The organism is Spirosoma arboris (genome assembly GCF_009754945.1).
GTDB lineage: Bacteria > Bacteroidota > Bacteroidia > Cytophagales > Spirosomataceae > Spirosoma > Spirosoma arboris.
The window spans coordinates 1-25,936 of sequence record NZ_WPIN01000004.1 but is presented as its reverse complement, the minus strand read 5'-3'; the positions used below and the strand labels follow the sequence as shown (position 1 = coordinate 25,936).

General features: G+C 46.1%; 22 protein-coding genes. 20 read left to right on the top strand and 2 right to left on the bottom strand.

The window, feature by feature from the left end:
* Positions 1 to 67: 67 nt before the first annotated feature.
* A complete protein-coding gene (locus GO755_RS11370; protein ID WP_317165841.1) occupies positions 68 to 1,303 on the top strand; it encodes an AGE family epimerase/isomerase in 1,236 nt (411 codons plus the stop codon).
* Here the strand turns inward: GO755_RS11370 and GO755_RS11365 are convergent.
* Both GO755_RS11365 and murQ read right to left on the bottom strand, forming a co-directional pair.
* Complete coding sequence (locus GO755_RS11365) at positions 1,297 to 1,866, bottom strand: hypothetical protein (protein WP_157584887.1); 570 nt, start codon at positions 1,864 to 1,866, stop codon at positions 1,297 to 1,299. The genes GO755_RS11370 and GO755_RS11365 overlap by 7 nt on opposite strands.
* A gap of 164 nt (positions 1,867 to 2,030) precedes the next feature.
* The gene (gene murQ, locus GO755_RS11360) at positions 2,031 to 2,840 is read right to left on the bottom strand and encodes an N-acetylmuramic acid 6-phosphate etherase (RefSeq protein ID WP_157584886.1); all 810 of its coding nucleotides are present in this window, start codon (positions 2,838 to 2,840) and stop codon (positions 2,031 to 2,033) included.
* A gap of 125 nt (positions 2,841 to 2,965) precedes the next feature.
* Here murQ and ilvD point away from each other — a divergent pair, with 125 nt between their 5' ends.
* From ilvD to GO755_RS11265, 19 genes are all read left to right on the top strand, one after another.
* The gene (gene ilvD / locus GO755_RS11355) at positions 2,966 to 4,666 is read left to right on the top strand and encodes a dihydroxy-acid dehydratase (RefSeq protein WP_157584885.1); all 1,701 of its coding nucleotides are present in this window, start codon (positions 2,966 to 2,968) and stop codon (positions 4,664 to 4,666) included.
* Positions 4,667 to 4,728: 62 nt separating this feature from the next.
* Positions 4,729 to 6,474 carry a biosynthetic-type acetolactate synthase large subunit gene (gene ilvB, locus GO755_RS11350; protein WP_157584884.1) on the top strand — a complete coding sequence of 582 codons (1,746 nt, stop codon included), beginning with the start codon at positions 4,729 to 4,731 and terminating at the stop codon, positions 6,472 to 6,474.
* A complete protein-coding gene (gene ilvN, locus GO755_RS11345; protein WP_157584883.1) occupies positions 6,471 to 7,004 on the top strand; it encodes an acetolactate synthase small subunit in 534 nt (177 codons plus the stop codon). The genes ilvB and ilvN overlap by 4 nt, the downstream gene beginning before the upstream one ends.
* Positions 7,005 to 7,123: 119 nt before the next feature.
* Complete coding sequence (locus tag GO755_RS11340) at positions 7,124 to 7,423, top strand: GIY-YIG nuclease family protein (RefSeq protein ID WP_394351021.1); 300 nt, start codon at positions 7,124 to 7,126, stop codon at positions 7,421 to 7,423.
* A 105-nt stretch (positions 7,424 to 7,528) separates the two neighbouring features.
* Positions 7,529 to 8,572: a ketol-acid reductoisomerase gene (gene ilvC, locus GO755_RS11335; protein ID WP_157584881.1), complete on the top strand. Its 1,044-nt coding sequence runs from the start codon at positions 7,529 to 7,531 to the stop codon at positions 8,570 to 8,572.
* A 105-nt stretch (positions 8,573 to 8,677) separates the two neighbouring features.
* Positions 8,678 to 9,967, top strand: coding sequence for a threonine ammonia-lyase (gene ilvA / locus GO755_RS11330; RefSeq protein ID WP_157584880.1), 1,290 nt, complete (start codon positions 8,678 to 8,680; stop codon positions 9,965 to 9,967).
* Between the two features lie 48 nt (positions 9,968 to 10,015).
* Complete coding sequence (locus tag GO755_RS11325) at positions 10,016 to 10,876, top strand: helix-turn-helix transcriptional regulator (RefSeq protein ID WP_157584879.1); 861 nt, start codon at positions 10,016 to 10,018, stop codon at positions 10,874 to 10,876.
* A 127-nt stretch (positions 10,877 to 11,003) separates the two neighbouring features.
* Positions 11,004 to 13,016, top strand: coding sequence for a M1 family metallopeptidase (locus tag GO755_RS11320; RefSeq protein WP_157584878.1), 2,013 nt, complete (start codon positions 11,004 to 11,006; stop codon positions 13,014 to 13,016).
* A gap of 235 nt (positions 13,017 to 13,251) precedes the next feature.
* A complete protein-coding gene (locus GO755_RS11315; RefSeq protein WP_157584877.1) occupies positions 13,252 to 15,606 on the top strand; it encodes an outer membrane protein assembly factor BamB family protein in 2,355 nt (784 codons plus the stop codon).
* Positions 15,607 to 15,664: 58 nt separating this feature from the next.
* Positions 15,665 to 16,102: a DUF1801 domain-containing protein gene (locus tag GO755_RS11310; RefSeq protein ID WP_157584876.1), complete on the top strand. Its 438-nt coding sequence runs from the start codon at positions 15,665 to 15,667 to the stop codon at positions 16,100 to 16,102.
* Positions 16,103 to 16,215: 113 nt separating this feature from the next.
* Positions 16,216 to 17,034 (top strand): SDR family oxidoreductase, encoded by an 819-nt coding sequence (locus tag GO755_RS11305; RefSeq protein ID WP_157584875.1) that lies wholly within the window; start codon positions 16,216 to 16,218, stop codon positions 17,032 to 17,034.
* Positions 17,035 to 17,052: 18 nt separating this feature from the next.
* Positions 17,053 to 17,955, top strand: a complete 903-nt coding sequence (locus tag GO755_RS11300) for a helix-turn-helix domain-containing protein (protein ID WP_157584874.1) — start codon at positions 17,053 to 17,055, stop codon at positions 17,953 to 17,955.
* A 301-nt stretch (positions 17,956 to 18,256) separates the two neighbouring features.
* A complete protein-coding gene (gene leuC / locus GO755_RS11295) occupies positions 18,257 to 19,660 on the top strand; it encodes a 3-isopropylmalate dehydratase large subunit (protein ID WP_157584873.1) in 1,404 nt (467 codons plus the stop codon).
* Between the two features lie 81 nt (positions 19,661 to 19,741).
* Positions 19,742 to 20,338, top strand: coding sequence for a 3-isopropylmalate dehydratase small subunit (gene leuD / locus GO755_RS11290; protein WP_157584872.1), 597 nt, complete (start codon positions 19,742 to 19,744; stop codon positions 20,336 to 20,338).
* A gap of 82 nt (positions 20,339 to 20,420) precedes the next feature.
* A complete protein-coding gene (locus GO755_RS11285) occupies positions 20,421 to 21,941 on the top strand; it encodes an alpha-isopropylmalate synthase regulatory domain-containing protein (RefSeq protein WP_157584871.1) in 1,521 nt (506 codons plus the stop codon).
* A 75-nt stretch (positions 21,942 to 22,016) separates the two neighbouring features.
* On the top strand, positions 22,017 to 22,712 hold the full coding sequence (locus GO755_RS11280; RefSeq protein WP_157584870.1) for a class I SAM-dependent methyltransferase: 696 nt from the start codon (positions 22,017 to 22,019) through the stop codon (positions 22,710 to 22,712).
* 101 nt (positions 22,713 to 22,813) lie between these two features.
* Positions 22,814 to 23,890 (top strand): 3-isopropylmalate dehydrogenase, encoded by a 1,077-nt coding sequence (leuB, locus tag GO755_RS11275; RefSeq protein ID WP_157584869.1) that lies wholly within the window; start codon positions 22,814 to 22,816, stop codon positions 23,888 to 23,890.
* Between the two features lie 260 nt (positions 23,891 to 24,150).
* Complete coding sequence (locus tag GO755_RS11270) at positions 24,151 to 25,290, top strand: 2-isopropylmalate synthase (RefSeq protein ID WP_157584868.1); 1,140 nt, start codon at positions 24,151 to 24,153, stop codon at positions 25,288 to 25,290.
* 97 nt (positions 25,291 to 25,387) lie between these two features.
* Positions 25,388 to 25,849, top strand: coding sequence for a hypothetical protein (locus tag GO755_RS11265; protein WP_157584867.1), 462 nt, complete (start codon positions 25,388 to 25,390; stop codon positions 25,847 to 25,849).
* The last annotated feature ends 87 nt before the right edge of the window (positions 25,850 to 25,936 follow it).

Below are 25,936 nucleotides of genomic sequence, written 5' to 3'. Positions count from 1 at the left end.
AGATGTATGCTGCAAGCAAAGCCAATCTATATCATACACCATACATCTTATACCACACATCCCTTCCGTGCTTGACTTTCAAAAACTCTCCGCTACGTATCAGCAGGCATTGCTTCGGCAAGTAGTGCCGTTCTGGCTTAAACACAGTCGAGATGAACAGTTCGGCGGATATTTTGATTTGTTATCAGCAACAGGCGATGTAATCGAAGGCGATAAATCTGTTATACAGCAAGCCCAACAAGCCTGGTCTTTTGCCTGGCTCTATAATACGCTCGATGGTCAGTCCACCTGGCTCGAACACGCTCGACACGGTGCTACGTTCTTAAGCCAATTTGCTCATACTGATACGCTTTCCTGTTACGCCCAACTCGACCGATTAGGCCGACCTGTAACGCCCGCCACTGAAATTATTACTGATTGTTCAGTAATAATGGCCTATGCACAACTCCATCGCGCAACCGGTGATGATGAGTGGGCCATGTTGGCCAAACAACTATTCACAGATCTGCAAGAGCGACGCAACGCGGTTCGAACAGAACAAGCGGTAGGGCTTGGCGGCTTTCGGCAAATCCAGCATTTGAGTGAACCTGTTGCTCTGCTTAAAACGCTGCTTGAAATCCAGGCTCTTTTGGATGAAGAAACCTGGAAACAAGCCACAGACAGTGTTGTCCAGGAATTACTGAACGAGTTCGTTGATCGTCGAACAGATGTACTCCGGGAGTTTGTTTTACCAGAAGGCTCGTTTATAAACACACCCGAAGGCCGGCGCATCAATGTAGGACTGACCTTCCAGACTGCCAGTTATCTCCTTGATTTCTCCGCAGAAAGCGGTCAGACTAAAACAAGCCCATTCAGTAATGCAAATCGCAAACTGGCAACGCAGGTTACCAGCTGGTGCTTACGTCTTTGCGAGCAAGCATGGGATGAAATGGCAGGGGGACTGAATCAGTACGTTGACATTAAACAACAACCGCTTCTCTTTCCCGATTGGCAACAGAAATGGGCTTGGGTACAGGTCGAAGCATTGGCCGCTTTGGTGAAAAGTTATTTCTACACTCGCCAGCCTGACTGCCTCAAGTGGTTTAAACGTATCCACGACTATACTTTTCATAACTTCCCCGATGCTAAACAGAGTGGGTGGCATTTAGTAATAGATCAACATGGCCAACCTCTGTTATCAGCTAAATCCCTTACCTCGGTCGGATGTTTTTCGCTCATTCGCTGCTTGGCAGAAACAGCGCAATTGTTGACGAAATGTGAGCAGGTTAAATCGAAACCGACAGGTATCCGCACGCTTTATTGAAGCTGTAAAATAGCCAGATCAAGATTGTTGGCTTCCGCTACCAGAAAGTTAATGGTCGAAGTTAGGTCGGGGAAAGCATCGACAGGAAATATATGGTTCCCAGCCTTAATGAACTTTGAGACAATCGTCTTTTGCTGAGTAGTATGGATGGCGTCGAGCTGATAAAGATCAATCGTTAGTTGACAATCGATTCTCGTAGATACGTTGATGCGTAATGGGGCAGTCTGTTCATAACTAAAACTCGTAATCACCTTTTCAGCAACAGACTTACCTGCTATTGCAAGTTTGATCTGCTTCACTAAAAGTGAAATAACAGGAGCCAGGCCATCTACAAAAAGAATCGCCGGATTTTGACTTAAAAAACTAGCTTTAAGCATTGTATTCGTCGCAGCATCAACACCCCGTCCAAATGCGACTACATCAAAATCAATTGCATTGAAATCCTGACTAGCTTGCTCAATAACGCTGGTCGCTTTTACAACGAAGCCTTCGTTTATTAAAGCTGATGCCAGATTGGTCAGCACGCTTGGATTACGACCGATAAGTAATATCTTTTTATCCATTCTTTTGTGGTGGGTAGAGGCTGTTTGTCCTTTCGACATCAGGAGAAATCTCAAGCTTGATTAATAAAAAACGTTGAGATTTCTCCTGATGTCGAAAGGACAAAAAATACAGTCATCGTTCGGAAAAGATAACCATGCGGCAACCAAACTACTTCACGATCAACTCATTTTTTAGCTTGAGCAAAACCCTCAATAGCACCACGTACATTCCCAAATTTCGCCAGTAACGCTTCAGCTTCGTCCCGACCAACGCCAATTTCGCTCATGACCATTTTGGCTGCCCGATCCTGTAGTTTAATATTCGTCAGTTGCATATCGACCATTTTATTCCCCTTCACCCGGCCTAATTGAATCATCACCGATGTTGAAATCATATTTAGGGCTAGCTTCTGAGCAGTTCCGGCTTTCATACGAGTACTTCCCGTTACAAATTCTGGTCCCGTAACGACTTCGACAGGAAATTCAGCCGCCTGTGCCACCGCTGAACCCTCGTTGCAAACAATGCAACCTGTCAAGAGGCCAGCTTTCCGGGCTTCCTGCAAGCCACCAATAACATAGGGGGTTCGCCCTGAGGCTGCAATACCAATAACGGTATCCTGCTCATCGGGTTGATAAGGTGCAATGTCTTTCCAGGCTTGTTCGGCATCGTCTTCTGCAAATTCCACGGCTTTGCGGATGGCGCCATCGCCCCCGGCCATCAGACCGATTACTAAGTCGGAAGGAACACCGTAAGTTGGTGGGCACTCTGACGCATCGACAACGCCAAGCCGACCGCTGGTGCCTGCGCCGATATAAATTAGCCGCCCACCCTGTTTCATCCGTTTGACGATTTCCGTTACTAGCGCTTCAATCTGCGGAATTGCTTTCTCAACGGCAAGCGGTACCGTCTTATCTTCCTTATTAATATTTGTCAGCAAGTCATGAACCGACATTTGCTCGAGATGGTCGTAGTGCGAAGCTGTTTCAGTTGTCATACCTCAAAAGTAATAGGTACCCATTTTAACTAACAAATAATCCGATTTTTCTTGTCTTTCATAAAAACATAACTTTTCTTTACAGCGTTATTACACCATCAGCGAAATTTCGCTAATTGTTAAGTATGATTGCCGAACAACCAACGACCGAACTAAACCGATTTAGTCGCACCCTAACGCAGGAAATCAGTAACCCAGCTGCTAAAGCCATGCTTTATGGAGTGGGCCTGACTGAAGACGACATGCAGAAACCCCAGATTGGCATTGCCAGTACGGGTTATGAAGGTAACACATGCAACATGCACCTGAATGGACTTTCTGTCTATGTAAAGCAGGGCATACAGGCGAATGGACTGGTAGGGTTAATTTTCAATACAATCGGTGTATCCGATGGTATGACGAACGGTAACGATGGTATGCGCTACTCGTTACCCAGTCGTGATTTAATTGCAGACTCTATCGAATCGGTTGTGTCGGCGCAGTGGTACGATGGTGTTGTGACAGTTGTTGGTTGCGATAAAAATATGCCCGGTGCGCTGATGGCTATGGCTCGCCTTGATCGACCAGGTATCATGGTGTATGGTGGCACGATTCGTTCGGGACATTATAAAGGACAGAAGCTAGACATCGTTTCGGCTTTTGAAGCACTTGGCAAAAAATACGCGAATAACATCTCCGACGAGGATTACGAGGGCGTTATCAAAAATGCGATTCCAGGGGCAGGAGCCTGTGGAGGTATGTATACGGCCAATACGATGGCTAGCAGCATCGAAGCGATGGGATTGAGCCTGCCTTTCAGCAGCACCTATCCAGCTACGCACGAAGGCAAGCAGGAAGAATGTAAAAAAATTGGGGCGGCTATGCGATTGTTGCTTGAACGTAACATCACACCTGCGGATATCATTAGCCGTAAATCACTCGAAAATGCCCTGACCATCGTTATGGCACTCGGTGGGTCAACCAATGCCGTGTTACACTATCTGGCTATTGCGCGGGCGGCTGGCATTCAGCTGACTCTCGACGAAATTCAGGCAATCAGTGACCGCACTCCTCTACTCGCCGATCTGAAACCAAGTGGTAAATACTACATGGAGGATATGCTCGCGATTGGGGGCGTTCCGGCCGTAACGAAATATTTGTACCAGAATGGATTCATTCATGGCGAGTGTATGACGGTAACAGGCAAAACTGTGGCCGAAAATCTGGAAGAAGCGCCTGATTTAAATTTTGAGACACAGAAGATTGTGTTTCCGCTAAGCCAGCCAATTAAGGCAACCGGCCATATTCAGATTCTACGGGGTAACCTGTCCCCAACGGGTGCTGTTGCTAAGATTACCGGCAAGGAAGGCCTAAAGTTCGCAGGTGTTGCCAAGGTATTCGAGCATGAAGGTGACATTATCGATGCCCTCTCGAAAGGTGAAATCTTACCGGGTCAGGTACTTGTGATCCGAAACGCCGGACCTAAAGGTGGCCCCGGTATGAGTGAAATGTTGAAGCCAACTTCAGCCATCATGGGCGCTGGCCTTGGCGATAAAGTGGCACTTATTACTGATGGCCGTTTCTCGGGTGGCACCCACGGTTTTGTAGTAGGTCACGTTACACCCGAAGCCTTTGAAGGCGGTCCAATTGCGCTAGTTCACGACGGCGACCATATCACAATCGACGCCACCACTCGCGAACTTATACTGCACATTTCGGATGAAGAAATGGCACAACGTAAAAGTGAATGGCAACAACCAGCTCCTTTGTTTACCAAAGGTGTGTTGGGTAAATACATTCGGAATGTAAAGTCTGCCAGTGAAGGCTGCGTAACGGATGAAGCCTAATAGAGACCAATAAAGTACAGTATACCAACAAGCTGAATACGACCTTAAACCGAACACACGTCATGGAAGCAATCGCCAGCGTTATCCCGGAGACCATCGAGAAACAAGAGGCTCCTGCCTACATCAACGGGTCACACGCCTTGATGAAAGCCCTGTTAGCCGAAGGCGTAGATACCATTTTCGGCTACCCTGGTGGAGCCATTATGCCTGTCTACGATGCCCTTTTTGACTATCAGGAGCAACTTAACCACATTCTGGTCCGGCATGAGCAGGGTGCTGGTCATGCCGCCGAAGGTTACGCTCGCGTGTCGGGTCGGGCCGGAGTTTGTTTGGTCACATCAGGTCCAGGAGCAACCAATCTGGTTACGGCCATTGCCGACGCGCTTATCGACTCCACACCAATGGTCTGCATTGTGGGTCAGGTCGCCAAAAAACTGTTGGGGACAGATGCTTTTCAGGAGGCTGATGTCATGGGTGTAACGATGCCCATTACCAAGTGGAATTACCAGATTACGGATGCCAACGAAGTACCAGAAATAATCTCAAAGGCTTTCTATATTGCACAATCGGGACGTCCGGGGCCCGTATTGATTGATATTACCAAAAGTGCACAATTGGAATTAATGACAAAGCCATTTGTGTATGAGAAGTGCCAGACCCTCATCAGCTATCGCCCACGTCTGGTACCGAAGCAGGAGCAAGTCGAAGCAGCAGCTAACTTAATTAACTCAGCCAAACGACCCTACATATTGGTTGGACATGGCGTTCAGATTGCCAGAGCTGAAGATGAACTCAAAGTTTTTGTCGAAAAAACGGGCATTCCAGTTGCTACAACATTATTAGGCCAGTCTACCATTCCAACCAATCACCCGCTCTATGTTGGTTGGTTAGGTATGCATGGCAACTACGGACCAAACGTAATGACCGATCACGCTGATGTAATTATCGCTATCGGTATGCGTTTCGATGATCGGGTTACGGGCGATGCCAGCAAATACATCAAACAGGCCAAAGTTGTTCATATTGAGATTGATCCATCGGAAATTGACAAAATCATCCGGGCCGACGCTCCTGTAGTAGGCGATGCGAAAGCGGCATTAAATGCGCTGCTTCCGCTCGTAAAACCGAACGACCACACAGTTTGGCGCAATGAGTTCAGGAAATACGATGCCGTCGAAAACGAGACCATTACGGTTCCTGAACTGACCAACACCAACGGTAAAATCAGGATGGCCGAAGTAATTGATATGCTCTCGACCAAAACTAAGGGCGAATCTATTCTGGTAACCGATGTAGGTCAGCACCAGATGATGGCATCGCGCTATTATCAGTTCCGGCGACCAAATAGTCTGGTTACGTCGGGCGGTATGGGAACGATGGGATTTGCACTACCAGCCGCTTTCGGGGCACAAGTAGGCGCACCCGATCGCCAGGTAGTAGCCATTATTGGCGACGGTTGTTTCCAGATGACCTTACAGGAGCTAGGTACCATTGTTCAGAATAAGCAGCCAGTTAAAGCCATCATTCTGAATAACAACTTCCTGGGTATGGTACGTCAGTGGCAGCAGTTGTTCCATGAACGTCGGTATTCATTCGTGGAATTACAAAATCCCGATTTCATTACAATTGCGAAAGGATTCGGTATGGCCGGACAGACATGTACAGAACGTGATAATCTATCCGATGCCCTCGACACGATGCTCAATTATGACGGGCCATTCCTGCTCGAAGTAATCGTTGAGAAAGAAGAGAATGTATTTCCTATGGTACCTGCCGGTGCCAGTGTAGCGCAAATCAGATTGAAATGACAACGTACACCATTTGCATATTCACTGAAAATACCATCGGATTGCTAAATCGCATCACGATTATTTTCACGCGACGACGTATTAATATTGAAAGCCTTACCGTGTCGGAAACGGAACGAAAAGGCATCTCGCGCTTTACAATTGTCATTAAACATGAATCGCGGGAAGACGTCGAAAAGCTTGTCCGGCAGATTCGTAAAATCGTGGAAGTGCTGGCGGTATTCGGCTATCTCAACGACGAGATTGTCTACAATGAAATCGCACTGTTTAAGATTTCGACATCCCTGGGCAGTAAATCGCTGGATGTCGAAACAATTAACAAGCAGTATAAAGCCTGGGTTGTTTACTGGGGCTTAGACTATGTTGTGATTGAAAAGACAGGCAATGACACCGAGATTTTCGAGTTTTTCGCTTATCTCAAACAATACGAGATCCTGGAATTTGTCCGCTCTGGACGTGTAGCTGTCGGCAAGACCGAGAAAGGTCTGGTCGAGTATCTACCCGAAGCGGAATGGGAATCTTACCTGTAGTTTTTGTTTTTTGTCATTCCGACGAAGGAGGAATCTTAAGGTTCCCTTATTAATAAATTAGGCAAGCTCTAAAACTCCTCCTTCATCGGAATGACAAAAAATAACCGATTTCTCCACTGATGAATTACGCCTTTTATGTCTATATCGTTACGAATCCAGATAAAACAGTTTTATATACTGGGATGACCAATGATTTAGTCAGGCGTTTACAAGAACATTATGAATCAAGAGGAGAATCTGAGAAATTTGCAGGACAATATTATTGTTACAACCTAGTTTACTGGGAGTTTCATAAATATGTACGGAATGCGATTTCTCGGGAAAAGGAAATTAAAGGCTGGCGTCGAGAAAAGAAGATAGCCTTAATTGAATCAATAAATCCAGAGTGGAAAACCTTGAACACTGAAATTCAAGGATAGTTTTTTTGTCTTTGTCATTCCAACGATAGGAGATATTAAGATTCCTCCTATCGTCGGAATGACAAAAAAATAACCCCAAAATCAGAGTACAAAAACCAATTAAACATGGCAACGATTAATTTCGGAGGAGTTGAAGAGCAAGTTGTAACACGGGAAGAGTTTCCGTTAGAAAAAGCACGTGAAGTACTGGCAAATGAAGTGATCGCCGTGATTGGATACGGTGTTCAAGGTCCTGGTCAGTCGCTGAACATGCGCGACAATGGTTTCAACGTTATTGTAGGACAACGTAAAGGTAAAACCTACGACAAAGCTGTTGCTGATGGCTGGGTTCCGGGCGAAACATTGTTTGAAATCGAAGACGCGCTGGAAAAAGGTACTATTATTTGCTTCCTGCTCTCCGATGCCGCTCAGATTGAACTCTGGCCAACTGTAAAAGCAGCTCTCAAACCTGGTAAATCACTATATTTCTCTCACGGATTCGGCGTTACGTATAAAGAGAAAACAGGTATCGTTCCTCCTGCCGATGTCGATGTGTTCCTGGTTGCCCCTAAAGGTTCGGGTACTTCCCTGCGTCGTTTGTTCGTAGAAGGCAAAGGTCTGAACTCTTCGTTCGCTATCTACCAAGATGCATCAGGCAATGCACGCACGAAAGCCATTGCTATGGGCATCGGTGTTGGTTCGGGCTACTTGTTCGAAACCGATTTCTACAAAGAAGTAACGTCTGATCTAACCGGCGAACGCGGTACGCTGATGGGTGCTATTCAGGGTATTTTTGCCGCTCAATACGAAGTATTGCGCGCCAATGGCCATAGCCCATCGGAAGCATTTAATGAAACTGTTGAAGAGTTGACACAGTCACTGATGCCGCTGGTTGCCGAAAATGGTATGGACTGGATGTATGCGAACTGTTCCACAACTGCTCAGCGTGGTGCATTAGATTGGTGGAAACCTTTCCATGATGCTACTAAGCCAGTATTCGAGCAATTATACAACTCGGTAAAATCGCAGGAACAAGCTGAAATCAGCATTACTCGCAATTCTCAGCCCGACTATCGTGAAAAACTGGAAGTCGAACTGGCTGAACTGCGTGACTCCGAAATGTGGCAGGCTGGTAAAGCGGTTCGGTCACTGCGCCCAGAGCGGAGCTAATTAGGGTCATTTATTGTCTTTAGGTAGTCATTCATTGCCATTTGTCGTAATTTCGGCAAGAGGCAATGAATGACTATTTAATGACACCGCGCGGGCGGACCCGAAATGGCAAGTAATGACAAAGTAGTAGTGATTGATAAAGACGCGAAACTAACTCTCCCCGACCTGGATAATATTTATCTGGCCGCCGAACGACTTCAGAGTGTTGCCGCTCATACGCCGTTACAGGAAAACATCAATCTGTCTGACCGGTACGGAGCCAACATTTTCTTAAAACGCGAAGATTTGCAAGTCGTACGTTCCTACAAAATTAGGGGAGCTTACAATAAAATGGCCAGCCTGTCTGCAGAGGCTTTAGCCAAAGGGGTCGTGTGTGCCAGTGCCGGAAACCACGCGCAGGGGTTAGCCTATGCTTGTAGAAAAATGGCCGTACATGGCACCATTTTCATGCCTACAACCACACCGAACCAGAAAGTAAAACAGGTACGGATGTTTGGGAAGGAGTTTGTTGAGATACGACTAATCGGCGATACGTACGACGATGCTTACAATGCGGCTATGGACTATGTCAATACCCATGATAGTACGTTTGTTCATCCTTTCGATGATGTGCTAGTCATGGAAGGGCAGGGAACTGTTGGGTTGGAGATTCTTCGGGATGCCACAGGCAAAATAGATTACCTGTTGATGGCGATTGGCGGAGGAGGCTTGGCATCGGGCGTTTCAACGGTGTTTAAACAACTCAGTCCTAAAACCAAACTCATTGGGGTAGAACCACTTGGGTCGCCATCCATGAAAGTTTCTATCGACGAAGGTCACGTTATTGCGCTTGATAAGATCGATAAGTTTGTCGATGGAGCCGCCGTAAAACGTCCGGGGGATATGACGTTTGAAATCTGTCGCAAAAACCTCGACCGTGTTCTGCTAGTACCTGAAGGTAAAGTCTGTACAACAATCCTGAAGCTTTACGACGAAGATGCTATCGTGGCCGAACCTGCTGGTGCGCTAACCATTGCCGCACTGGATATGTTGAAGGATGAAATAAAAGGCAAGAACGTAGTATGCCTGGTTAGTGGCGGCAATAATGACATCACTCGCACCGAAGAGATTAAGGAACGCTCCTTGCTATACGAAGGGCTGAAACACTATTTCATTATTCGATTTCCACAACGTGCCGGTGCCTTTCGCGACTTTCTAAACGTATTGGGCCCTAACGACGACATTAGTCGCTTCGAGTATGTAAAGAAAACAAACCGGGAAACCGGTCCTGCTGTGGTAGGTATCGAGTTAAAACACCGCGAAGATTTCGAACCGCTCATTCAGCGAATGCAGGCACAAAATATCGTGTTCGAGTACCTGAATGATCAGCCTGATCTGTTCCAGTTTTTGGTGTAATCAGGGTCTTATACAGTCGTTCTTGCGGGATAATTAAACTCGTGATCCATGCTCCGCGTCCCATCCTCCATTCAGGACAATCAGTTTGAATCGCTGAATATTCAGCGATCAGATGCTTCGGAGATGAAGTTTGTGGCCTACCGCAGCGATGTATATCCTGAGCGTAACGAAGTGTTTTTCGAGGAACACGCCGTCATTGTCGTACTAAAAGGAGAGAAGAAATTCAGTTCGCCCACGCAGGAGTTACACGTCAGTACAGGCGACATTCTGTTTTTCCAGCGCGGCTGCTATTCGATGAACGAATCGATCGACACCAATTATCGAAGCCTGGTGTTTTTCGTAAATGAGAAAATGCTGAAAGAGTTTGTTAGCCAGCATCTATCTATATTTCAGGTAGCCTCGACAACCCTACCGACTGACCTCATTTTAGCCTTCTCATCGTCACCCACTTTTGCTACGTTTATTGATTCGTTATTACCCTATTTCGGTTCTAAAACTCCCTTTCTGAACGATCTGCTCCGGCTTAAATTTCAGGAATTATTACTCCACCTTCTCGAACTCGATACGTTAGGGCAGCTACGGGCCATTCTCTGGCATATCTATCAGGGTCAGAAAACCGACCTCGATTACCTAATGAGTACCTACTTCCTTAAACCTCTATCGATGAGCGAATTGGCTCGCCTATCTGGGCGAAGCCTGTCGGGGTTTAAACGCGAATTTGAAGAACACTTTCATACATCGCCTGGTCACTGGGTACGCCAGAAACGGCTTGAACATGCTCACTTTTTGCTACGAAACACAGAAAAGAACGTATCGGAAGTAAGTATGGAAATTGGATATGAGAGTGTTTCCCATTTTATTAAAGCTTACAAGCAACAATACGGTTTTACACCCAAACGGAGTAGTTGAACTGCAAGTGGTCAAGCTATAGCAGGAATTCTTGCCTATCTAGCATATAAAATTTAGCAATACCCTAATCGTTGGCATTACGGCAATTATTATCGAGATTAACAAGATTTGTAACACTTCCTCACTCATGATCGCACGAATAACCATCCCTCTATTACTGATAACCGGCACGTTTGTCTCAGCCCAGCAAGCTAATCCTCCAATCCGGAAAAGAGTTGAAACCTCGAAGCGTTCGATTCGGCTCGATGTTCCGATGACAAACTCCATCCAAAACGCATTCAAGGCGGGTACGCGTGATTTCTCTGGCAAACCGGGACCCAATTACTGGCAATTAGAGGCTGACTATACCATAAAGGCAAGCCTTGATCCAGCAACACAGGTAATTACTGGGTCAGAAAAAATCAGCATGCATAACAATAGTCAGTACGATCTAAAAACGATTGTTCTGCGCCTTGATCATAACCTGTTTCGGCCGGAAGCCCAGCGCGGGGCGTCTGTGCCAGCCGAATCAACCGATGGTATGGTTTTAACTAGCCTGAAAGTAGCTGGTCAGCCAGTGGATCTTACAGCTGTAGCTCCCACTCCGTCGTCATTTGGTCGTAGTACAGCACCCACTACCAAAATGACTGTATCCGGGCTAACCCAAACGATAGCCACTATAAATCTGGTTGATCCGGTCAAAGCAGGAACAACAGCTGAACTAGAAATCGAATGGCACACCAAGCTTCCCGGTGGCCCAAATGGACGAGGTCACCGCATGACGCAACGGTTTGACAGCAAGCTTTTTCAACCCACTCAATGGTACCCGCGTCTTGGGAAATACGATGATCTGCGTGGTTGGGAAACAAGCCCTTACCTTGGCCCTTCAGAATTCTACAATAACTTCGGCAAATTCGATGTGTCTATAACCGTACCTGGCGGATGGATTGTCAGCGGTACAGGCGTCCTTCAAAACCCAAACGAGGTTTTGACCCAAACGGCAAGACAGCGGCTTTCCACCGTCCTAAACTCCAACGATGAGGTAATCATTGTGGGTGAAACAGAAAAAGGCGCTAGCCAATCAACGGCTCCGGGCGACAAGCTCACCTGGCATTTTGTGGCCGATAAGGTTAATGATTTTGCCTGGGCAACCGCCGAAAACTTTGTCTGGAAAGCAACCCGTGCCACTATTCCCGGCAAAGGCGCTATTCCGATTCACATGGTTTATCTCCCTGAGCGAGCCAAACTCTTTGAAAAAGCGGGTACGATTACACGACATGCGCTCGAGTTTTATTCGGCACTTTGGGCACCTTATCCATTCCCGCAATTGACCCTGCAGGATGGCCCAAGCGCAGGCATGGAATATCCGATGGTCATTAACTCGAATCAGGGTGCTGCCGATCATGAAACCGGGCATGAGTGGTGGCCTATGATGTTGGGCACGAATGAGACGCGTTATGGTTGGATGGACGAAGGTTTCAATCAGTACATGAATATCCTCTCGGCCGCCGACCGAGATGGGAAACCCTATAACCTAGATGGTTTGGGGCAAAGCTATGGCCGCACGAGTGGCGACGAAAACGAAGCCCCCATGATGTGGAGTGCCAATGATGCCGGCAGTGGCTATCGGTTTCAAACCTACGGCAAAGCCCCGTTGATGCTCTCCATGCTGGGCGGAATTGTAGGTGATCAGGCAGTGATAAACGCCATGAAAAAATATACGGCAACATGGGCGTTCAAGCATCCGTCGCCCTGGGATTACATCTTCTTCATGAACAATGAATTAGGCCAGAATCTCGAATGGTTCTGGTACTACTGGTTATGGACAACGGAGACTGTTGAAGGATCAATTCAGGGAGTAAAAACAGCAAATGGCCAGACTACGGTAACCGTTCATGAGGCAGGCCAGATGCCATCGCCGGTTGTGCTGAAGGTTGAGTTTGAAACAACAGGCCCTGCCATTAAAACGATGCCTAACGCTAAAATGATCGATGCCACTACGGCCGAAGTTACCTGGCCTGCATCCGTTTGGTTTGATGGCAATCGTACGTTTAATGCGGTTATGAATTTCGGCGAACGCAAGATCAAAAAGATAACGTCTGACCCACATGGCCGCTTTCCAGATGCCAATCCTACCGATAACGTTTGGCCACGAGAGTAGTAGGATGGGAGGTAAGGCCTAGAAACCAAGAATTATTTTTTTGTCATTCCGACGACAGGAGGAATCTTAAGCTTGACTAATACGCAACGTTGAGATTCCTCCTGGCGTCGGAATGACAAAAAAGCGGTTCAATTTCAAAGAAATAAGACGGTTTTAGAGGCTTCTATATTAAAAATACATGCTACGGTATTTACACTTTTAACTGGACTGTATATCCCCTGCTAACTTTCTTTAAATGAAAAATCGCTTCCTACTCGTTTGCGCAGTAGTCTTCAATCTACTTTTTTGCTTGTGCCTGAAAGCGCAACAGCCTACAGCTAAAAAAGGAGAATTAACTGCGAACTCGGGCATTTTCACCAAAAAGCAAGTTGAAGCAGGGGCAGCTCTATTTGCTACGCATTGCGCTGCCTGTCACGGAAGAGATTTACGGGGAACGGAAGGCGGCACTGCGCTGATTGGGGATCGTTTCATAAGCAAGTGGGCCGGTAAATCGGTAGGGCAATTGTTTGATTTGACAAAATCGACCATGCCCAAAATGAATCCTCATTCGCTGGACAATACAGCTTATTCGTCCCTATTGGCGTTTATTCTGAACACCAACGGATTTCCTAATGGAGATGTTGCCTTGTCTTCGAAGAAGGAAGTATTAGCGGCTATTTCATTAGGCACACCTTCTTCGCGGGTAAGTATGCAGTTTAAGCCTACTGCCTACAACGCAAAACCAACCACAATTGAAGCCGACTGGCGACAACACCGGGGCGACTACGCTAGCTCGAACTACTCTCCTTTAGAGCAGATCAATAAAGAAAATGCCAAAAACCTAAAAATCGCCTGGCGATGGAAAACCGATAATTTCGGATCGAGCCCGGAATTTTATTTTAAATCGACCCCCTTGATGGTAAATGGGGTCTTGTACACCACTGCCGGTTTGAGCCGAACAGTAGCCGCCATAGATGCCGAAAATGGGGAGACACTCTGGACCTTTCGGTTCGACGAAAAAGAGCGAAAAACCTATGTACCCCGACAGAATTCCGGGCGGGGAGTAGCTTACTGGGCATCGCCCTCAACTGGGAAAGATCGGATCATTTACATTACGCCAAGTTTTCAACTAGTCGCTTTGGATGCTAAAACGGGGCATTTAATCCCTGATTTTGGCGACAGCGGGGTTGTGGATTTGAAGAAAGGCTTAGACCAAGAAATTGATCCAATTACCGCAACAATTGGCTCCACATCTCCGCCCATTATTGTCAATGACGTTATCATCATGGGGGCAAGTTTTCCTGTTGGTTTGGCACCTGTTTCTAAAAAACAGGTTCGGGGAGATATTATGGGGTATGATGTAAAAACCGGAAAGAAGCTATGGATTTTCCACACCATACCGCAGCAGGGCGAGGTCGGAAATGAAACCTGGGAAAAGGAAAGCTGGACGTATACCGGAAATGCTGGAGCCTGGGCACCGCTGACGGCTGATCCTGAATTGGGCTATGTTTATTTACCTTTGGAGGCCGCTACGGGCGATTTCTACGGTGGACACCGGCCAGGCAACAACCTGTTTTCGCAGAGTCTGGTTTGTTTAGATGTGAAAACGGGCAAGCGCGTATGGCATTATCAGTTGATTCACCACGACATCTGGGATTATGATTTACCAGCTCCGCCTATTCTGGCCGATATTCGTGTAGATGGGAAACCTATAAAGGCAGTTGTTCAGGTTACCAAGCAGGCGTTTGCCTTTGTCTTTGATCGCGTTACCGGGAAACCCGTTTGGCCGATCGAAGAGCGACCTGTGCCCCAAAGTGATGTGAAAGGCGAATGGACATCGCCCACGCAACCTTTCCCAACAAAACCAGCCGCTTTCGATCGACAGGGGTATTCAGATGATATTCTGGTGGATTTTACGCCCGAAATCAAAAAAGCAGCGTTAAAGATTGTCAGCCGCTACAAAAAAGGGCCGCTTTATACACCCATCAGCACCTACAATCCACCCAATAATTTAGGAACGCTAATGCTTCCCGACGCCGTGGGTGGTGCCAATTGGCAGGGCGGTGTTATGGACCCCGAAACCGGGATGCTGTACGTTTCGTCCAGTACAGTTATCCGGCCCATGAGCCTGGAGTCTGCCCCTAACATATCGGATATGGATTACGTAGCCTATATGGGCAATGCCCGAATTGGTCCCTATGGTTTGCCGTTAGTAAAACCGCCCTACGGCCGAATCACGGCCATTGATCTGAATACCGGCGATCACAAATGGATGGTACCGAATGCCGATACACCAAGTTGGGTGAAAGATGTTCCTGCCTTAAAGGGAATTAAAATTCCCAGAACTGGATTGCCCGATCGGGTTGGCATGCTCGTAACGAAGACCCTGCTATTTGCTGGCGAAGGTGCAGGCTTGTATGGTTCAGATGGCGGTGGCGGAAACAAATTCAGATCGTACGACAAACAAACCGGAAAAATCCTTTCGGAAATTGAATTGCCCGCCAATCAAGCTGGTTTACCCATGACCTATTCTATCAATGGCAAGCAATATATAGTGGTAGCTGTTGGGGCAATTGGCCATCCGGGAGAACTCGTTGCGTTATCACTTTGATAAAGTAAACGGAATCTAAAGAACAGTAAAAGCTCATTCGATACATTGAACCTTGATTATGAACGTAGAAGAGCAAATCAACAATTATATCGCCAGTCGGCCTGAACCAAAACGGAGTGATATGCAGGAGTTGCACCGACGTATCCTTCAAGTGTCACCAGTCTCTAAACTATGGTTCGTCGATGGCAAAAACAGCGACGGTAAAACTGTTTCTAACCCGAACATAGGCTATGGGTTTTACACCATAAACTATGCTGATGGCACAAGCAGAGCGTTTTATCAAATTGGTTTGAGTGCCAATACAACCGGAATCTCGGTGTACATCCTTGGTTTTAAAGATAAAACGCATCTAGCCAAAACGTATGGAGAAAAACTTGGGAAGGCAAGCGTGACTGGCTATTGCATTAAGTTCAAAAGACTAAAAGATATAAACGTTGATATACTTGAAGCAGCTATAAAAGATGGATTTGAGGCTCAGGATGAAAAGGTGAGCTGATGGAGTAACGACGTTTTAAAGGCAGCCTTCAAAAGTATAAAACAAACCCCGAAATATATAAGCCGCCCGCTAGCCAACTATTGAGCTTTGTACGACAAAACAAAAATCAAAAAATGGCAAAGACAATAGTAATTACAGGGGCATCGTCGGGCATTGGAAAAGAAACCGCTAAACTGTTTCAACAAAAAGGCTGGAACGTAATTGCCACCATGCGTTCCCCTGAAAAGGAGCAAGAGTTAACGCAATTGGACAATGTACTGGTTACAGCGTTAGATGTACAAGGCATCGAATCAATCCAAAAAGCGGTTAAAGAAGGCGTCGAAAAATTTGGTACCATTGACGCCTTGGTCAACAACGCAGGTTACGGATTGATGGGTGTTTTTGAAGCAGCGACAACGGAACAGATCAAAAGACAATACGCCGTAAATGTGTTTGGCTTGATGGATGTAACCCAGGCCGTTTTACCTCACCTAAGAGCCAATGGCGGTGGCACAATCATCAACATTTCTTCTTTTGGCGGTGTTGTCGCCTTGCCATTCGGCAGTTTGTACAACAGCACAAAATTTGCAATTGAAGGTCTTTCCGAAGGCTTGTCTCACGAATTGGCTCCATTAAATATTGCCGTTAAAATAATAGAGCCCGGTTCAATCGCTACAAATTTCCGTAACACAAGAGAAACCGTTACGAGCGATCTACCGGCTTACAGCAATGACGTTTTTGGTAAATTCTTTGGGCGCTTTATGGAAATGACGGGCCATCTACCCAAAGCAAGTGCCGCCGATGTTGCCCATACAATTTACGAAGCCGTAACCGACGGGAAACTCAAATTGCGGTATGTGGTTGGCGAAGACGCGCAGTTTTTCATCGATCTGAAAACGAAAAATAATGATGAGGACTTCATCCTAAAAATGCGAAACCAGCTAATCAATTAGGGCTATATACTACAGACTATGCAAACCAAATACGTAGATATTCAGTCAATAAGCGATTTGCATACGCTGTATGGGTGGTCGAAGCCCAGGCACCCGTTGGTTTCATTAATAGACCTGAAAGAAGCAAACAGAAGTAATATCCAGAACGATACATTTTACCGTCTGGGCTTTTATGGCATCCATTTTAAAAAGATAACCGGCGTTTTAAACTATGGCATGTCGCACTACGATTTTACGGAAGGCACTTTAATGTTTGTTGCTCCCAATCAGGTTATTTCATCAGACCCCGACCTCCAAATAGAAGAGGCCTGGGGCCTGGTATTTCATCCTGACCTGTTGAACAGTTCGCCTTTAGGCAACAAAATGAATGCATACTCTTTTTTTCATTATGATATAAATGAAGCACTGCATATTTCAGAAGATGAGAAACTGATCGTAAAAGATTGTGTAGAGCGAATTAGAAAAGAGTATTCCCAAAATATTGATAAGCACACTCAACTGCTCATTCAAACAAATATTGAGTTATTACTAAACTACTGCGATAGATTCTACGACAGACAATTTCTTACAAGGTCGAAAGTCAATAATGACATTGTACAGCGTTTTGAGCGAATGCTTAAAGAGTATTTTAACAATGAAACACTGATCGACATGGGCTTACCCGATGTGCACTATTTTGCATCAGCCCTTAATTTATCGGCCAATTACCTATCCGATCTGTTAAAAAGATACACAGGAAAATCAACGCAAGAGCATATTCATCTGCAATTGACAGAAAAAGCAAAAACGCTTTTATGGGGCTCCGACAAACCAATTAGTGAAATTGCATTCGAACTTGGGTTTGAACATCCATCCCATTTCACAAAAATATTTAAAACGAAAACAGGCAAATCGCCAACAGAATACCGACACCTCAGCTAAAAACAGCGAGTAACATAGGCTGTCTTTCCCTCATTATCTCACAGAGAACTCGGTAACTCTATCTTTTACCCGCAAATACGGTTTTACAACCAATTTAACCTTCTGAACTAAAATCGCTATTTACTGGACGAATGACGGGATACGGGATTGAATAAGATTCTGCAACTTTGTAATCACGTTTCTCCGCTTTTTGTCATTCCGACGTCAGGAGGAATCTTAAAGGTTGACTAATAGGAAACACTAAGATTCCTCCTGACGTCGGAATGACAAAAAGGTATTTAACAGTTACCTACTGACCACTATGAGTACCCCAAAAACCCTGTTCGACAAAGTATGGGATGCACACGTCATCCGACAGGTTAAAGATGGTCCCGATGTATTATTCATCGACCGTCACTTTATCCACGAAGTAACCAGCCCAGTAGCATTTCTGGGTCTCGAAGGTCGTGGTGCACCAGTGCTGTTTTCGGGACGCACATTTGCAACCGCCGATCACAACACGCCAACAATCAACCAGCACCTGCCTGTAGCCGATCCCATGTCGGCTAATCAACTGGCAGCGCTGGAGCGCAATGCAGCTAAATACGGTATCTCGCACTGGGGCCTTGGCCACATCAAAAACGGTATTGTCCACGTAGTAGGACCCGAAAATGGAATTACGCTACCCGGTATGACCATCGTTTGTGGTGATTCACATACGTCAACTCACGGTGCGTTTGGTGCGATTGCATTTGGTATTGGTACGTCGGAAGTTGAGATGGTTCTGGCAACGCAGTGTATCATGCAGCCTAAGCCAAAGAAAATGCGGATTACGGTCAATGGTAAAACGGGCAAAGGCGTATTACCGAAAGACGTGATTCTGTACATCATCTCGCAGACTTCAGCTAGTGGAGCTACGGGTTACTTTGTGGAATATGCAGGCGAGGTATTCGAGAATATGACGATGGAAGGCCGGATGACGGTTTGTAACATGACCATCGAAATGGGTGCTCGGGGTGGCATGATCGCACCCGATCAAACTACCCTTGACTATCTGAAAGGTCGCGAACTGTCGCCCAAAGGCGAACAGTGGGACAAACTAGTTCCTTATTGGGAGACCCTCAAAACCGATGAAGGTGCTACGTTCGATGTAGATTTGACTTTCGACGCAGCCGATATTGAGCCGCAAATCACCTATGGCACAAACCCAGGCTTAGGAACGGGTGTTACGCACCAAATTCCACTAGCTGAAGCCGTAAAAGATGGTTCTGCCAGCTACAAAAAATCGCTTCAGTACATGGGCTTCGCCGAAAACGAATCCATGATTGGCAAACCCGTCGATTTTGTATTCCTGGGCAGTTGCACAAATGGCCGTATTGAAGATTTCCGGGCATTTGCCTCTATTGTGAAAGGTCGCCAGAAAGCCGACAATATCACGGCCTGGTTGGTACCGGGATCGCACGTGGTTGAGAAACAAATCAAAGACGAAGGTATTCTGGATATTCTGACCCAGGCTGGTTTCGAACTGCGTCAACCCGGTTGCTCAGCTTGTCTCGCCATGAACGAGGATAAAGTTCCTGCTGGTAAATACGCTGTGTCAACGTCAAACCGCAATTTCGAAGGTCGTCAGGGTCCAGGTGCACGCACACTGCTGGCTAGTCCGCTAGTAGCTGCCGCTGCTGCCGTTACAGGTGTAGTAACCGATCCTCGCGAGTTCCTTAATTAGTCTGACGTTTGTCGAATGGGCCACAAGCGCTTACTTATACAGGCGGGGTAACCTTAAACGACAAATTAACTTTTTCCAAAAATGGCTTACGACAAATTCACTATACTCCGGAGCAGTGCCGTTCCCATGCCGATTGAGAACGTTGACACTGACCAAATTATCCCTGCCCGCTTCCTGAAAGCCACCGAGCGCAAAGGATTCGGCGACAACCTCTTCCGCGATTGGCGCTACAACAATGACAATACGCCCAAGGCTGATTTTGTGTTGAACGATCCAACTTATTCGGGTAAGATTCTGGTTGGCGGCAAAAATTTTGGTAGCGGCTCAAGCCGTGAGCACGCAGCCTGGGCCATTTATGACTATGGTTTCCGCTGCGTTGTATCGAGCTTCTTTGCCGATATTTTCCAGAACAACTCAATTAACGTAGGCATTCTGCCAGTGCGGGTGAGCCCTGAGTTTCTGGAAAAAATCTTTGCGGCTATCGAAGCTGATCCAAAAACTGAACTGGAAGTAAACCTCCCGGCACAAACGATCACGATACTGGCTACGGGTGAGAACGAAAGCTTCGCCATCAACGAATACAAAAAGCATAACCTCACCAATGGCTACGATGATATCGACTATCTGCTGTCGATGAAAAATGAAATCGAAGCCTTCGCCGAAAGCCGGCCATTTTAAAGGCGAAAGCGTGAAAGAGTGAAAGAGCGAAAACAGATGCGCCAGCCACTCTTTCGCTCTTTCACTCTTTCACTCATTAAGAATGAAACGTCGTTACATTGAAATCATGGACACGACACTTCGCGACGGTGAACAAACCAGCGGAGTGTCGTTTTCTGCGTCCGAGAAGTTAGCTCTGGCGCAATTGCTACTCACCGAAGTTAAAGTAGATCGGGTCGAAGTTGCTTCGGCAAGGGTATCAGCAGGCGAATTAGAGGCTGTTCAGCAGATTACCGCCTGGGCCGCCAATGCCGGACTACTCGATAAAATTGAAGTGCTCACATTCGTTGATGGACAAGCTTCTCTCGACTGGATGCGTGCGTCAGGTGCAAAAGTGATGAACCTGCTTACGAAAGGTTCGCTCAATCATCTGGTTCACCAACTCAAGAAGACACCGGAAGAGCATTTTTCGGAAATTCGACAGGTTGTTAATGATGCCCATCAGTCTGGTTTATTGGTAAATGTTTATCTGGAAGACTGGAGCAATGGCATGCGCAACTCGCCTGATTATGTACTTCAGTTTCTGGATTTTCTTCAAACTCAACCAATTCGACGGGTGCTGTTACCCGATACGTTGGGCGTCCTGACTCCGGCTGAAACTTATACATTTATCAGCCCCTTAGTAACTCGGTATCCTAACCTGCATTTTGACTTCCATGCCCATAATGACTACGATCTCAGCATCGCTAACGTAATGGAGGCTATCCGGGCAGGCGCACACGGTATACATTTAACCGTGAATGGCTTGGGTGAACGTGCTGGGAATGCTCCAATGGCCAGTGCTATCGCGGTTTTGCGCGATTTCATGCCGGATGTCAGAACTGGTGTTGTCGAGAAATCGCTGTATCAGGTCAGCAAGATTGTCGAGACCTTCTCGGGCCTTCGGATTCCCGATAACAAGCCCGTTGTTGGCGATAACGTATTTACCCAAACAGCGGGGATTCATGCCGATGGCGATAAGAAAAATAACCTATACTTCAACACATTACTTCCCGAACGCTTTGGCCGCAAACGCAGTTATGCGCTCGGAAAAATGTCGGGGAAAGCAAACATCGAGAACAATCTTCGCGAGCTAGGTATTTTATTATCGGAAGGCGACCTTAAAAAGGTAACCCAGCGAGTTATCGAATTGGGCGATCAGAAAGAAGCTGTTACGCGTGAAGATTTGCCATACATTATCTCCGACGTACTGAATACCAATGCAATAGCTTCGCGCGTAGAAGTTCTTAATTATGTCTTAACGCATTCCAAAGACCTTAAACCTTCTGCCACCTTACGGGTCCGGATTGACACAGAACTTTTTGAAGAAAACGCACAGGGCGACGGTCAGTATGATGCGTTTATGAACGCTCTGAAAAAGATTTACAGCAAGAAGAAGCTAACCCTGCCTACGTTGACTGATTACGCGGTACGAATCCCGACAGGGGGCCGAACAGACGCCCTTTGCGAAACGATTATTACGTGGAAGTATAACAGCCGTGAGTTCAAAACCAGAGGGCTCGATTCTGACCAAACTGTATCGGCGATTAAGGCAACTCAAAAAATGCTGAATACGCTGGATTAAAAATGACGATTCGTTTAATAACTTCGTGTTCAATTTTATAGAGCACCAAACGGTATCACGTTCAATTCGTCCTTTATGAGTCAGGCAAAACAAACGGCGGAAAAAGTAGAGTACAACGGGTCAGACAATTTGGCTATGATGAGCCACGCTGTCAATTATAATAGCGGTCTGTACAATTGGGTAGCGCGCGACGTTCGTCCGGGAGAGGCCGTATTAGATTTCGGTGCTGGTAATGGTGAATATGCCAATCGATTCCCTTTAGGAAGCGTAGACGCAGCCGAAATTGATCCTGACCTTTTGCCTTTGATCAAGCAGCCTGTATATACTGATATCAGTCAGCTCACGAAGAAGTATGATTTGATTTACACAATCAACGTACTAGAGCATATCGAACACCACGGCGAAATTGTAAAGGAGCTATTTACGAAACTCAAGCCCGGTGGTCGGATTAAAGTATTCGTGCCCGCCCGTCAGGAAATTTTCAGCAACATGGACGAGCATGTTGGTCATTACCGTCGCTATGACAAAAAGCTGGTTCGCCAGATTTTAGAAGATGCCGGTCTGAAAGTGACCGACTGTCGGTATTATGATTTTGCGGGTTACTTTATCTCGTTACTCTATAAATGGCTTGGTAAAGACGGGCGGATTACGAAAGAGTCAGTCATTCTTTACGATAGGGTGGTTTTTCCGGTAAGCCGTGTATTCGATGTGCTTACAGTAGGTCAGGTTATTGGTAAGAACGTCATTGCCGAAGCTGTTCGTCCTCAATAGTTTACAAGCGTTAAAAGAACTCTTTTTATTTAATTCCATCTAGCTATAAGTTCCCTAAAGAAAGATTGAGCACAGATGCGCTTCTTCTTTCATTTTAAGAAATGAAAAAACACATTCTAGTAGTCCCCGGCGATGGCATTGGAGCCGAAGTAACCGCAGTTGGCAAACAGGTTTTAGAAGTGATCGCCGAGAAATTCGGACATGAATTTTCGTACGATGAAGCCCTCATTGGCCATGTCGCTATCGAAGCCACGGGGTCTCCCCTACCCGCCGAAACATTAACTAAAATGAAAGGTGCTGATGCCATTTTGTTTGGCGCTGTAGGGCACCCAAAATATGATAATGACCCATCGGCAAAAGTCCGGCCTGAACAAGGTTTATTGCAGATGCGTAAAGAATTGGGCTTGTATGCTAACCTTCGCCCTATCAAACTCTTTGACGAATTGCTGGATGCTTCGAGCATCAAACCAGAGATTTTGCGTGGCGCTGACATTTTATTCTTTCGCGAGTTGACCGGCGATGTTTACTTCGGTAAGCGTGAACGACTCGATGAAGGAAATACAGCCTATGATACCATGATCTACAGCAAATACGAAGTGGAACGTATTGTTCGCAAAGCCTTCGAAGCCGCTCAGACGCGTGGTAAAAAATTGTGTTCTGTCGATAAAGCAAACGTACTCGAAAGCAGCCGTTTGTGGAGAGAAGTGGTTCAATCCCTGGCACCCGAGTATCCAGATGTTACAGTTGAGCATCAATTTGTCGATGCTATGGCAATGCTTTTGATTAAAGATCCTAAACGCTATGATGTTGTCGTAACAGGTAATCTTTTTGGCGATATCCTAACCGATGAAGCTAGTCAGATTGCTGGTTCTATGGGTATGCTGGCTTCGGCTTCGATTGGTGATAGCACGGGGGTTTATGAACCTATTCATGGCTCGGCACACGATATTACAGGCAAAGGTGTAGCAAATCCGTTAGCGTCGGTTCTATGCGTAGCTTTGTTATTGGATATTTCATTTGGCCTTAAAGCAGAAGCCCAAACAGTTATTGACGCCGTAGACGCTATTTTAAAAGTAGGTTTCCGTACACGCGATATCGCAAATAGCAGTACCCCAGCTGATAAAGTTTTAGGAACTGACGCCATGGGTGAGCAGATTTTACAACGTTTGAAAGCTTAATACCAGGCAATAGTACGTTGAAAAAATTTGCATATTTCCTTGCACTCTTTTTCAAAATGGTTATTTTTGTAGCGTATTTACGCGATCAGCGAAATTTCGCAAACTAGATTATGCCTATTTCCCTTACTTACCGACTGCAAAAACTAAACGTTTTTTAGAACGGAGAGAAGGATATGCCATACGAAAAGGCCCTTTCTCGACAGGAAAGGGCCTTTTTTATAGATTAAAAGAATTTTTACGTTTTCAATATATATCGGACCATGAGCCAACGAGTTTATATTTTCGATACCACTTTACGCGATGGCGAACAAGTGCCAGGTTGCCAGTTGACCACAGAAGAAAAGATTGTGGTTGCTAAAGAACTGGAACGGATGGGTGTCGATATTATTGAAGCAGGCTTCCCTATTTCAAGCCCAGGCGATTTCCGTTCTGTTGTCGAAATATCGAAGTCCGTCACAGAGCCTACCATCTGTGCCCTCAGTCGGGCTGTAAAAGGTGATATTGATGCGGCTGGCGAAGCACTTAAGTGGGCTAAACGAGGTCGGATTCATACGGGAATTGGCTCGTCGGATATCCACATCCGAAATAAATTCGGAAGCACGCGGGAAAAAATTCTTGAACAAGCTATTGCTGCCGTCAAACATGCTAAAACCTATGTTGAAGACGTAGAGTTTTATGCTGAAGATGCTGGTCGGGCTGATTTGGCCTTCCTGGCACAACTCACAGAAGCTGTTATTGCTGCTGGTGCAACAGTTGTCAATATTCCAGATACGACAGGCTATTGTCTGCCAGACGAATACGGTCGAAAAATCGCCTACATTTATGAACATGTCTCAAATGTTCATAAAGCAACCATTTCTATTCACTGCCACAACGACTTAGGTCTTGCAACAGCTAATACGCTGGCTGGCGTCATGAATGGCGCACGGCAGGTAGAAGTGACCATGAATGGCATTGGTGAACGTGCCGGCAATACATCGCTTGAAGAAGTCGTGATGGCAATAAAAGTAAAAAAGGAGTTAGGTTTATATACAAACATTGATTCGACTCGCCTTTTCCCAGTAAGCAATTTAGTCTCGCAGATGATGCGCATGCCCGTACAGGCTAACAAAGCTATTGTTGGACGCAATGCATTTGCCCACTCATCTGGTATTCACCAGGATGGATTCCTGAAGCACTCTGAGAACTACGAGATCATGAACCCACATGATGTAGGTGTCCCAAAATCATCGATTGTACTAACGGCTCGCAGTGGCCGTCACGCCCTAAAGCACCGGCTTGAGTTACTTGGCTTCCGCTACGACAAACCAACTCTTGATGGAATTTATACACGTTTCCTCGATATGGCAGACATTCGTAAGGAGGTTAATGATAAAGATTTAATGGAATTAGTTCGCTAATCTAAAGCCCGTCTCAAAACGGGCTTTTTAGTTTTTACCTATCGAACAAATTGGTACCATGGGCTGTTTCGCCAATAAATTATAAATCCTCAAAATTATGGCACGTCCAACTCCTGAATTAATTAATGCCCTACGTCGAACGGCACAGAATTTGAGAAATGGAGCCGCTTACCAGTGGGGGCACATGGGTGGCTGTAACTGTGGTAATTTGGCTCAGGAGCTCACAAAACTCAATAAAGATCAAATCCATCAATACGCCATGCAGCGACACGGTGACTGGAATGAACAGGCTGAGGATTATTGTTCAACTAGCCAAATGCCCATTGACCTTCTAATTAACGAAATGCTAAATGCCGGACTAACGCTCGAAGATCTAAAGCATCTTGAACGGCTGGATGACCGCCAAGTATTGGCTCGTTTCCCCATCGAAAAACGCTTTTTAAAGCATAACATTCGTGAAGATGTTATCGCCTATATGACTGCCTGGGCTGAGTTACTGGAGGAACAGCTGCTCGCTAAAATAACCTTGCCCACTTTACAGGAAATTGAATTTGTATAAATAATGTATTGGGCAGGCATTGGCATGCACTATTCCAATACTCCCTAAACGCAAAAAGGGTCTATCATCTTTCGATAATAGACCCTT

Bases quoted from the DNA above. Each gene is read 5' to 3' on its own strand.
- ilvA (WP_157584880.1), top strand. From the start codon at position 8,678: ATGGCAAGTAATGACAAAGTAGTAGTGATTGATAAAGACGCGAAACTA.
- GO755_RS11305 (WP_157584875.1), top strand. From the start codon at position 16,216: ATGGCAAAGACAATAGTAATTACAGGGGCATCGTCGGGCATTGGAAAA.
- leuD (WP_157584872.1), top strand. From the start codon at position 19,742: ATGGCTTACGACAAATTCACTATACTCCGGAGCAGTGCCGTTCCCATG.
- GO755_RS11285 (WP_157584871.1), top strand. From the start codon at position 20,421: ATGAAACGTCGTTACATTGAAATCATGGACACGACACTTCGCGACGGT.
- GO755_RS11320 (WP_157584878.1), top strand. From the start codon at position 11,004: ATGATCGCACGAATAACCATCCCTCTATTACTGATAACCGGCACGTTT.
- GO755_RS11325 (WP_157584879.1), top strand. From the start codon at position 10,016: ATGCTCCGCGTCCCATCCTCCATTCAGGACAATCAGTTTGAATCGCTG.
- GO755_RS11315 (WP_157584877.1), top strand. From the start codon at position 13,252: ATGAAAAATCGCTTCCTACTCGTTTGCGCAGTAGTCTTCAATCTACTT.
- GO755_RS11340 (WP_394351021.1), top strand. From the start codon at position 7,124: ATGAATTACGCCTTTTATGTCTATATCGTTACGAATCCAGATAAAACA.
- ilvN (WP_157584883.1), top strand. From the start codon at position 6,471: ATGACAACGTACACCATTTGCATATTCACTGAAAATACCATCGGATTG.
- GO755_RS11365 (WP_157584887.1), bottom strand. From the start codon at position 1,866: ATGGATAAAAAGATATTACTTATCGGTCGTAATCCAAGCGTGCTGACC.
- leuB (WP_157584869.1), top strand. From the start codon at position 22,814: ATGAAAAAACACATTCTAGTAGTCCCCGGCGATGGCATTGGAGCCGAA.
- leuC (WP_157584873.1), top strand. From the start codon at position 18,257: ATGAGTACCCCAAAAACCCTGTTCGACAAAGTATGGGATGCACACGTC.
- GO755_RS11265 (WP_157584867.1), top strand. From the start codon at position 25,388: ATGGCACGTCCAACTCCTGAATTAATTAATGCCCTACGTCGAACGGCA.
- ilvB (WP_157584884.1), top strand. From the start codon at position 4,729: ATGGAAGCAATCGCCAGCGTTATCCCGGAGACCATCGAGAAACAAGAG.
- GO755_RS11270 (WP_157584868.1), top strand. From the start codon at position 24,151: ATGAGCCAACGAGTTTATATTTTCGATACCACTTTACGCGATGGCGAA.
- GO755_RS11310 (WP_157584876.1), top strand. From the start codon at position 15,665: ATGAACGTAGAAGAGCAAATCAACAATTATATCGCCAGTCGGCCTGAA.
- ilvC (WP_157584881.1), top strand. From the start codon at position 7,529: ATGGCAACGATTAATTTCGGAGGAGTTGAAGAGCAAGTTGTAACACGG.
- GO755_RS11300 (WP_157584874.1), top strand. From the start codon at position 17,053: ATGCAAACCAAATACGTAGATATTCAGTCAATAAGCGATTTGCATACG.
- ilvD (WP_157584885.1), top strand. From the start codon at position 2,966: ATGATTGCCGAACAACCAACGACCGAACTAAACCGATTTAGTCGCACC.
- GO755_RS11280 (WP_157584870.1), top strand. From the start codon at position 22,017: ATGAGTCAGGCAAAACAAACGGCGGAAAAAGTAGAGTACAACGGGTCA.
- murQ (WP_157584886.1), bottom strand. From the start codon at position 2,840: ATGACAACTGAAACAGCTTCGCACTACGACCATCTCGAGCAAATGTCG.